The 8,524-nt window shown below is 66.1% G+C and carries 6 protein-coding genes, 1 pseudogene and 1 riboswitch; of the genes and pseudogenes, 4 read left to right on the top strand and 3 right to left on the bottom strand.

Features of this window, described 5'->3' with window-relative positions:
• Positions 1-1,016: 1,016 nt before the first annotated feature.
• Positions 1,017-1,664, top strand: coding sequence for a low molecular weight protein-tyrosine-phosphatase (locus tag Q4A20_RS07560; RefSeq protein ID WP_303121913.1), 648 nt, complete (start codon positions 1,017-1,019; stop codon positions 1,662-1,664).
• A 30-nt stretch (positions 1,665-1,694) separates the two neighbouring features.
• Here the strand turns inward: Q4A20_RS07560 and Q4A20_RS07555 are convergent, their stop codons facing one another.
• Positions 1,695-2,864, bottom strand: coding sequence for an alpha/beta hydrolase (locus tag Q4A20_RS07555; RefSeq protein WP_303121911.1), 1,170 nt, complete (start codon positions 2,862-2,864; stop codon positions 1,695-1,697).
• Between the two features lie 983 nt (positions 2,865-3,847).
• A riboswitch (SAM riboswitch) is annotated at positions 3,848-3,938 on the top strand.
• Between the two features lie 44 nt (positions 3,939-3,982).
• Between Q4A20_RS07555 and Q4A20_RS07550 the strand changes: the two genes are divergently transcribed.
• From Q4A20_RS07550 to Q4A20_RS07540, 3 genes are all read left to right on the top strand, one after another.
• A complete protein-coding gene (locus Q4A20_RS07550; protein WP_303121921.1) occupies positions 3,983-5,026 on the top strand; it encodes a methionine ABC transporter ATP-binding protein in 1,044 nt (347 codons plus the stop codon).
• On the top strand, positions 5,023-5,775 hold the full coding sequence (locus Q4A20_RS07545) for a methionine ABC transporter permease (RefSeq protein WP_303121909.1): 753 nt from the start codon (positions 5,023-5,025) through the stop codon (positions 5,773-5,775). Before Q4A20_RS07550 ends, Q4A20_RS07545 begins: the two co-directional genes overlap by 4 nt.
• A 156-nt stretch (positions 5,776-5,931) precedes the next feature.
• Entirely contained in the window at positions 5,932-6,783 is an 852-nt protein-coding gene (locus Q4A20_RS07540) for a MetQ/NlpA family ABC transporter substrate-binding protein (protein ID WP_303121907.1), read from the top strand.
• A 153-nt stretch (positions 6,784-6,936) separates the two neighbouring features.
• Here the strand turns inward: Q4A20_RS07540 and Q4A20_RS07535 are convergent, their stop codons facing one another.
• Together Q4A20_RS07535 and Q4A20_RS07530 are read right to left on the bottom strand one after the other, a co-directional pair.
• Positions 6,937-7,512: an ATP-binding cassette domain-containing protein gene (locus Q4A20_RS07535; RefSeq protein WP_303121905.1), complete on the bottom strand. Its 576-nt coding sequence runs from the start codon at positions 7,510-7,512 to the stop codon at positions 6,937-6,939.
• Positions 7,509-8,412 (bottom strand): annotated as a pseudogene (locus Q4A20_RS07530) (FecCD family ABC transporter permease). The gene Q4A20_RS07535 and the pseudogene Q4A20_RS07530 overlap by 4 nt, the downstream one beginning before the upstream one ends.
• Positions 8,413-8,524: the final 112 nt, after the last annotated feature.

Here is an 8,524-nt window from a genome sequence, read left to right as displayed (position 1 = left end):
TTCGAAGTGTCAGCCCCGTCGGCCTCATGCCCGTCGACGCGGCGGCCCCGCCCCACGGGCCCGAGCACACGGCTCCGGCCCGAGTACACGTGCTGGCCTCGCAGACACGAGTTCGGCCCGAGTGCACGTGTTTTTGGAGGTTTGCAGGTGTTTAGCACGTGCATATGTCCAAAACGCGTGTCTGTGGCGCCAACGCGTGTTCATAACACCCCCGGTGGTGCCCCCCATGAATAACCCTCCTGGTATGAGGGTGTTTTCTGGGGCGGTGTGGAACTCCTGCTGGTACTTGCTCGTACGGGTTTTCTGGGCCTCGGGGATATCTACTGCGTCACTGTGCCGTTTACCATGCCAGGTAGGCGTCTGCTGTATGGCTCGGAGCCCTTCAGCCGACCGCTAACCGGCGTTGCAGACTCCGAACAGGCGTCGTGTAAGAATACTCCGCCAGTCCACCAGCAAACACGAAAAGCGGCTGTTCGGAATCGCTGACTGGTGTTGTTGGCATTGAGGTTGCGATTTGGTCTACAGTACAAAGATGGGTACGTTTTGACCCGACTTTTCCGCATGACTTCGTTGAAAGGGCAGGAAGCACCTCGTACCTCAAGGTGCGTTCGGTGATCGTGACAGCCGGCCAGCGTCCAAGGGGTCAACAAAGCGGCACTTCGGGTTTGAGTGTGTGTTCGCCTTACGGGTTCGTACCTTCACCTGGAGGTTGTACGGTACACGTATGTACCGTCGCCGTAAGTGCCGAACCGGCTGGTATCAAGCTCCGAACCGTCGCCCAAGGCAGGCACACGAGTGCACACGGGAAAAGCATGAAACCCCGTCTCGCCGCAGGTGGCCGCGACACCTGCGGCGCAGCATCAGATTCACTGGAAGCACGGGAACCACTGACCGGCGCCACCACAAACACCAACGTAAGAGCCCCATACGCCTTGAACCACAGGCAAGCACGGTTCCCCACGCCCGCACAGCGGAGGTGCCTTGAAACCCCGCCCCGAGTCGGCCAGGCTCCTGCCATGAACGAACGCCCCACCGCGGACACCGGCTCGCTCACACCTCAACTGCCCGCGCAGCACGACCCGTCCGAGCCATACGGCGTCGTCATGGTGTGCACCGGCAACATCTGCCGCTCCGCCATGGCCCACGCGGTGCTCGTGGACCGGCTCACCGTGGCGGGACTGTCCGCCAAATGCCCGGGCGCGGTCAACGTCACCTCGGCGGGCGTCTCCGACGAGGAATCCGGTAACCCCATGGATCCGCGCGCCCGGCGAGTCCTGGCCGAGGCGGGATACGGCGTCGGCTCCGATGCAGCCTCCCGCGCCGTCGCCGCGGTCATCGCCACACACGCCGCCCATCGCATTGCCGACGCCGAACTGCGCCGTGCCGACCTCATCCTCGCCATGACCGCAGCACACCACCGCGCCCTGACACGCCGCGCCACGCGCTTGGGAACCGACCCGGAACGCATCCGCATGTTCCGCGAATTCGACCCCGATGCGCAGCACGCCGCCACCACATCCGCGCCCTCTCCGAATCTCGACGTACCAGACCCCTGGTACGGAACCATGGCGGATTTCGTGGACACCCTCGACGTCGTCGAGCGTGTCAGCGACACCCTCGCCCCCGCGCTCGCGCAGATGGCAGGCAGAGCGGGCGGGCGTTAGGGGCTCACTAGAGGTGGCGCTGGCCGCGGCTCAGTCCAGGCGTTCGGTCAGCCAGCTGGTGAGTGTGGACAGGTACTCCTCGCGGGCAGGCGAGGGGGACAGCGCCAGATCGTGCACACCGCCGGGGATCTGCACCACGGTGACGTCCTCACCCAGGAACCGGGAGCGCTCCACGATCTGCTCCACCGACAGCACTGTGTCGCAACGCAGTGCCTCCTCACGGGAAATGTCCGGCCCGCCCGACGTCGTCGAGCAGCACACGAGCACCGGCACGTCGATGCCCAGGCCGTGGTGCACCTCCCGTTGCAGCCTACGAATGCCTGCCAGGAAGCCCGCCCGCACGGGGAACGACGGCGATGGTTTCAGAGCCAGATCCCAGTCCCACTGCCCACCCCAACGGCGGTGCAAGGTGCGGGCATAGATGTCCACCTCAATCGGCCCGGGATCGGTGTCCACCGGTACGGCGGTGGCGGCGTCGGCCCCGACCGTGCGCGGAGTGTTCGCCGCGGCAGGCTCAAGTTCCCGCCTTTCGCGGGGATTGTCGATAACGCGGTCCGGGTCGCGGCGGGAGAGCACGTCGATGAAGGCCGAGCCGTAGGAGCGCACCAGTCCCGAGGAGTTCAACTGCAACCATGGGGAGTTGAGCGTGACGGCGTCAACCGATCCGGGGTGGTCGGCGGCCCAGATCACCGCCTGCAAGCCGCCGGTTGAATGCCCATTTAGTACCACCGAGGAATGTCCGTGCTCCTGACGGATGATCCGCAGTGCCTCACTAATCTCCTCATCGTGCACCCGCAGGTCGCGCACGTCGTGCGGGGACCAGTAGTCCACGCCTGCCCGGCCGCAGGCGCGCAGCTCCAGCGCATAAAACTCCCACCCGGCCACCAGGAACGCATCGGCGAGCCAGGTCTGGAAGAAGTAGTCGTTGCGCCCGTGCAGGAACAGGACGGCTCGCTCATGCCGGGGGGCGCCGGCCGGATCGTCGGCTCCCGTAGCCGGGACGGCCCCCCGCTGGTGCACGAATACGGCGTGGTCCGCGCCCGGTGCGGCGGGGGAGTCGGTCACCGGTATGGTGCGCGCCACCCAGGGCTCGCCCAGGATGTCCGGCACCGGCTCGACAACGGGCACCTCCCCCGAAAGTGATGGGGGATTGAGCAGCGTCTGCTGCGGGTCCGACGTCGTTCCGGTCGTGGATGCCATGACCGCATCCTGTCATGGACGATGGCAATCGAGCGCGCATACTCAACATCAGCGTGCGGTAACGGTGCAAGCGCTTCGTCATCTTCTACGACGCATAGTGGGGCAGACGCGCTAGCCGGCGTAGAGAGACGAGTCCTTCATCGGAAGCCTGGACTCATCGCCTTAGACGGTGAGACGGCGAAACGGTGAGCCCTTATGCCAGCACCCGGCCGCGGTCCTTCCGCCGGGTGAGCGGGCTCTTCCGACTCGAGGGTGTGGTGGTTAAGGGTAGGTGCCGCGGACTTGCACACTACAGCCATCGGCGCCAACCCACCCAAACCCCGGTTTCCCCTGCAAACACGCCGAAACTGCTTTCCGGCCGGAATCTGGTGACAGGGCTCCGGTGTGCAACGAGCCCCTCGTTGCACACCAGAGCACTGTCATGACACCCGGGCCGCAGATCAAATCCGCACAATCACGCGGAATCCACCCCCGGACTCACTCCTTGAGTGTGCAAACCCACCACAGGAGCCCACACCACAACACCAAGCACCCACACCACACCCCAAAACCGGAAGAACCGGTGAACGGAGTTCAGGTGCTTGTGGACCCGGCCGGGGTCGCTCGCTCCGCCAAACGCATGTGTTCGTCTCACGTACACGAGTTCTCCTCCGATACGCGAGTTTCTCGAGCTTTGCAGGTGTAGAGCACGTGAGAACCTCCAAAACGCGTGTGCGTGCCGCAAACACGTGTTCGTGGCGGTAGTGCATGTGCATGACGTCGTTCACGTGAGCGGCCGCTGACTGGATAGCCAGGACACAGGCCACCACAGCGACCGATCTGGGCACGTAACTTCTACCGATCTCGGTGCAGGCGGCGACGGGCTGGAGGCGGCGACGGGATCGGACGGTCGGGCGGGCCGACGCCGCCGTGCGGACGTGACGCGCGCGGCGTTTTCGCCGCGAGGCTTGCCCCGGGCGCATCCGTCCGTCTACCGTAGGCGCCGACCATCCAGAGCAACCGAGAGACCTGGCTTGTCGACGTTGCAGCAACCCCCGTTCACGGAGAGGGTGCTAACGCCAGGACCGATGGAGGATCACGTGACGCAAACACCTGCATCCCAGACGCCCGGCCGGCCAGTGCCGGGCGGGGACCGGGAGCGCTCCGCGGCTCAGGCGGTGGCACAGGAACCCATGCTCTCCCTGCGTGACGTCCACAAGGTCTACAGGCTCCCGGGTGGGAAGACGGTGCGCGCGCTGGACGGCGTGACCTTGAACGTGCAGGCGGGCTCGATTCACGGCATCGTCGGCACCTCCGGCGCCGGCAAGTCCACTCTGGTGCGCTGCCTGACCAGCCTGGAGCGTCCCACTTTCGGTGAGGTGCGTGTGGCGGGCAAGAGCATGACCGACCTGTCCGCTCGGGACCTGCGTGAGGCCCGCCGCGCCATCGGCATGGTCTTCCAGCACGCGAACCTGCTCGATTCGCGCACCACCGCACAGAACATCGCCTACCCGCTGGCCCTGGCCGGGGTGCCCAAGGGGCAGCGGCACGATACGGTCGCGCGGATGCTCGACCTGGTGGGCCTGGCCGACCGTGGCTCCTCCTACCCCTCCCAGCTCTCCGGCGGCCAGAAGCAGCGGGTCGGCATTGCCCGGGCACTGGCTGACCAGCCCGCCGTCCTGCTGTGCGACGAACCCACCAGCGCGCTGGACCCGGAAACCACCCGCCAGATCCTCGCCCTGATCCGGGACGTGCGCGACCGCCTCGGTGTCACCGTCGTCATCATCACCCATGAGATGAGCGTGGTCCGCCAGATCTGCGACTCCGTCAGCCTGCTGGAGGCGGGGCGCGTGGTCGAGTCCGGGCCGATTGAGGACGTGGTCCGCGACGTCGACTCCCGCCTGTCCCACGAGTTGGTCCCCGCCCCCGAGGTCCCTGCGGGGACACTGTCCGGCGGCGATGTCGTCATCGACGTGGCCCTGACCTCCCGGCCCGGCCGGCCCGCTGCCGCCCAGGTGCTGTCGCTCGCCGCCGATCGGGGCGCCGACGTCGCCGGCGGCCTGTTCGAGACGCTCGGTTCGGCCCAGGTGGGTCGTCTGGCCCTCACCGTCCCCGCCGAACAGGCGGAGGGCACACTCACCGCCCTGCGTGAAGCGGGCGTCACCGCGGAGGTGCGCGCATGAGCACGCTGATCTCTTCCACAGGTCTGTTCACCGCAGCCGGCCCGGTGAACGCCGGAGCGCGCGCCCTGGCGGCAGGCGGCAACGACACCTGGTTCAACAACCCGGCCATACAGCGCAAACTTGGACCCGCCACGTTGGAGACCTTCCAAATGCTGGGTGTCTCCGGTTTGCTGACGATTCTGTTCGGCATGCTGCTGGGACTCGCACTGGTCACCACCGGCAAACGCGGGCAGCACGCCAACCGGGCCGTCTACGAGGTGCTCTCACAGGTCGTCAACTTCGGGCGCTCAATGCCCTTCATCATCCTGATGGTGGCGCTCATTCCGTTCACCCGCTTGCTCGTGGGCACCTCTCTGGGCTGGGGGGCGGCCTGCGTGCCGCTGACCATCGGGGCCATCCCCTTCTACGCCCGCCTGGTGGAGACGGCCATTAACGACGTCGACCACGGCAAGGTGGAGGCCGCCCTGATGATGGGCGCCTCCGGCAGCCAGATCACCTGGGGCGTGCTGGTGCGCGAGGCCCTGCCCACCCTCATTCAGTCCGCCACCGTCACCCTGATCACCCTGCTCGGTTACACCGCGATGGCCGGCACCGTCGGCGGCGGCGGCCTGGGGGACCTGGCCATCCAGTACGGGTACCGGCAGAACGCCTCCGACGTCATGGTGATAGTCGTCGTTCTCATTGTGTTCGTGGTTGCCGTCATCCAGGTGTGTGGCGACATGCTCAGCCGGCTGGTCGACCACCGCTGAGCCGCGACCAGCCGGAGTCCCGGGCCTGCAGGCCTTGAAGGCTTGGCTCGCACCACCTCAGACGCCGGCGTCCCCGTCACGCATGCGTCTGCGCCTCAATCTCAACTTCCGCACTGATTTCACGAGCCCAAGACAACAAGACAAGGAATCACCATCATGAGCCTGACCATCTCCCGCCGCAGCGCCGTGGTCGGCGGCCTCGCCTCCGCGCTCGCCCTCACCCTGGCCGCCTGCTCCGGAGACTCCGGCGGCGTCGGCGGCATCAGCGTCGACGGCGACACGGCCACCATCTCCATCGGTGCCACTCCGGAGCCGCACGTCACCATTCTCCAGTGGGTGCAGGACAATCTGGCCGCGGATGCCGGGCTGAAGCTCGACATCGTGTCGATCGATGACTACGACATCCCCAACGCCTCACTCAGCGACGGCTCCCTGGCGGCGAACTTCTTCCAGACGCCCAACTTCCTTGAGCAGCAGAACGAGGAGAAGGGCTACGACCTGGTCGCCATCGCCGACGTGCACATCGAGCCCATGGGCATCTACACCGACAAGGGCTACAGCTCCGTTGACCAGGCGGCGGCGGGCGGCACCATCCTTCTCAACAACGACCCCGCCAACACCGCCCGCGGCCTGAAGCTGCTGGAGTCCGCGGGGCTGATCAAGCTCGACCCCAACGTCGAGAGCCCCACCACCCTCGACGTCACCGAGAACACCAAGAAGTTCGAACTGGTCACGGTCGACGGCGCCCAGGTGCCCGCCTCGATGGCGGACGCGGAGCTGGCGGTCATCAACGGCAACTACGCGCTCGGTGCGGGCCTGAACCCCAGCCAGGATGCCCTCGTCCTGGAGCCGAGCGGTGAGTCCCCCTACGCCAACCAGCTCGTGGTGCGCAGCGCGGACAAGGACAATGAGCACCTGGTCAAGCTGGCCGAGCTGCTCAACAGTGAGAAGCTGCGCGGCTACATCGAGGAGACCTGGACCGACGAGTCCGTCATCCCCGCCTTCTGAGTCGCCTGGCCCGCCCCGGTCATTCAGATGAGAATGCGCGGGGCGGGCGGGTGTCAGAGCACGCGTACGGGGATCACGGTGGTGAGGTGATCGCCGTCGTGTTCAACCTCCCCGACGCATACCTAGACGTCGAATACCCGTGCCAGGGTCTCCTCATCCATCACCTCGCGCGCAGGTCATGAGCGTGCCCTGGGAATCGCGGTCCAGCAGCAGGACCTGGTCCGCGATTCCCAGGGCATGTGCCGGATAGTGGGTGTTCATCACAATGTTCAGGCTGCGCTCGGTGACCAGTGAGCGCAGCAGATTCAGCACAATGAGCTGGTTGCGAAAGTCCAGGCCCGTTTCCGGCTCATCCAAGACCAGCACCTGCGGCTTCGCCACGAGTGCCCGGGCGATCAGGATCATCTGGAACTGGCCGCCAGACGTGGTTCTGCACGGCATGTCCGCCAGCGTGGACAGCTCGACTCCGTCGAAGTAAGTGACTCCGGTGGTCCAGCGCTGTAGTCCTAGCATGGTGCGCAGCAGCGTGGTCTTCCCGGCCCCGTTGGGTCCCAGCACCGCCAGCAGCTGCCGGTCATCGACGTCGGTGCTGATGTGATTCAGGATCGGCGCCTTAGCCCCGGGATAGCGGAAGGACCCGTCTACCACCCGCAGGCGCGGTCCGGCGCGGCGTGCCGCCTCCGGCATCTCCCGGCGTCCGGCCGCAGAGTCCTTAACGTTCTTGTTCATGCCCTCACCCCGACGGTACGGCGCATCAAGGTGATGAAGAACGGGGCCCCGACGATTGCGGTTATCACTGATACGGGGATCTCCGCCGCCGTAAGAGTGCGCGCCACGGTGTCGATGATGATCATGGTGCTCGCCCCCAACAGCAGCGAGACAGGGATCAGGTGGCGGTTGTTCGAGCCGGCGAGCATGCGGGCAGCATGCGGCCCTATCAGACCTATCCAGCCCACCTGCCCGCATATGGAGACCACCGATGCGGTCACCACGGTTGCACAGATGATCAGCAGTAACCTCAAGGTGCGCACGTCCACGCCCACCGCCTGCGCCTCATCCGCCGACAGTGTCAGCACATTCAGCCGCCACCGCAATGCGACAATCACCCCGGAGCCCAGCAGGATGGCGGGTGCCGCCAGGGCGGACACAATGACACCCGCTAGCACGAGCATAACCATGTCGGTGCCGCCGTCTCGGGTGCGTGCGACTGTGGTGGTGACCGTCACGGTCAACAGTCCGACGGCGAGTGCTGCCCAGTTGCACACCGATCATGCCCCACCCGGCCAGCAGCGCGAGCACCGCCCCGACGCAGGTTCCTGAGGCGACGCCGAGCGTGTCCGGTGTTGCCAATGGGTTGGAGAACAGCGACTGGAAGGCGGCGCCGGCCACCGCCAGTCCGGCACCGACGAGAATGGCCACCGTGATTCGGGGCAGCCGCAGATTGAACACGACCGATTCTGCTGTCGATCCGGATCCCGTTCCGCTTCCCGCGAGGCGGGTGCGCAACACTGTCAGTAGCTCACCCGGCTCAATCCCGTAGCGTCCCGCGAGGAGTGAGGCGATGGCGCAGGCCAGCACGAGCAGAGTCAGCACCGGCAGGTCAATATCCGCGAACTGTTGCGGATACAGGCGCGATCCTGTCCAGTAGGCGGCCAGTGGGGCATCCGGGTTGGGGTGAACCAGTTTCACATGCGCAGACCGGTGGAGTAGACGGCCCGGTTTCGGTAGCAGCTCAGCTCGG

Origin of the sequence: Actinomyces sp. (genome assembly GCF_030530635.1) — a bacterium.
Classification (GTDB): Bacteria; Actinomycetota; Actinomycetes; order Actinomycetales; family Actinomycetaceae; genus Actinomyces.
The sequence above is the reverse complement of the archived record's forward strand: the minus strand, read 5'-3'. Positions and strand labels throughout refer to the sequence as shown.

Coding starts and splice junctions, on each gene's coding strand:
- Q4A20_RS07560 (WP_303121913.1), top strand. CDS start 1,017: ATGAACGAACGCCCCACCGCGGACACCGGCTCGCTCACACCTCAACTG.
- Q4A20_RS07555 (WP_303121911.1), bottom strand. CDS start 2,864: ATGGCATCCACGACCGGAACGACGTCGGACCCGCAGCAGACGCTGCTC.
- Q4A20_RS07545 (WP_303121909.1), top strand. CDS start 5,023: ATGAGCACGCTGATCTCTTCCACAGGTCTGTTCACCGCAGCCGGCCCG.
- Q4A20_RS07540 (WP_303121907.1), top strand. CDS start 5,932: ATGAGCCTGACCATCTCCCGCCGCAGCGCCGTGGTCGGCGGCCTCGCC.
- Q4A20_RS07535 (WP_303121905.1), bottom strand. CDS start 7,512: ATGAACAAGAACGTTAAGGACTCTGCGGCCGGACGCCGGGAGATGCCG.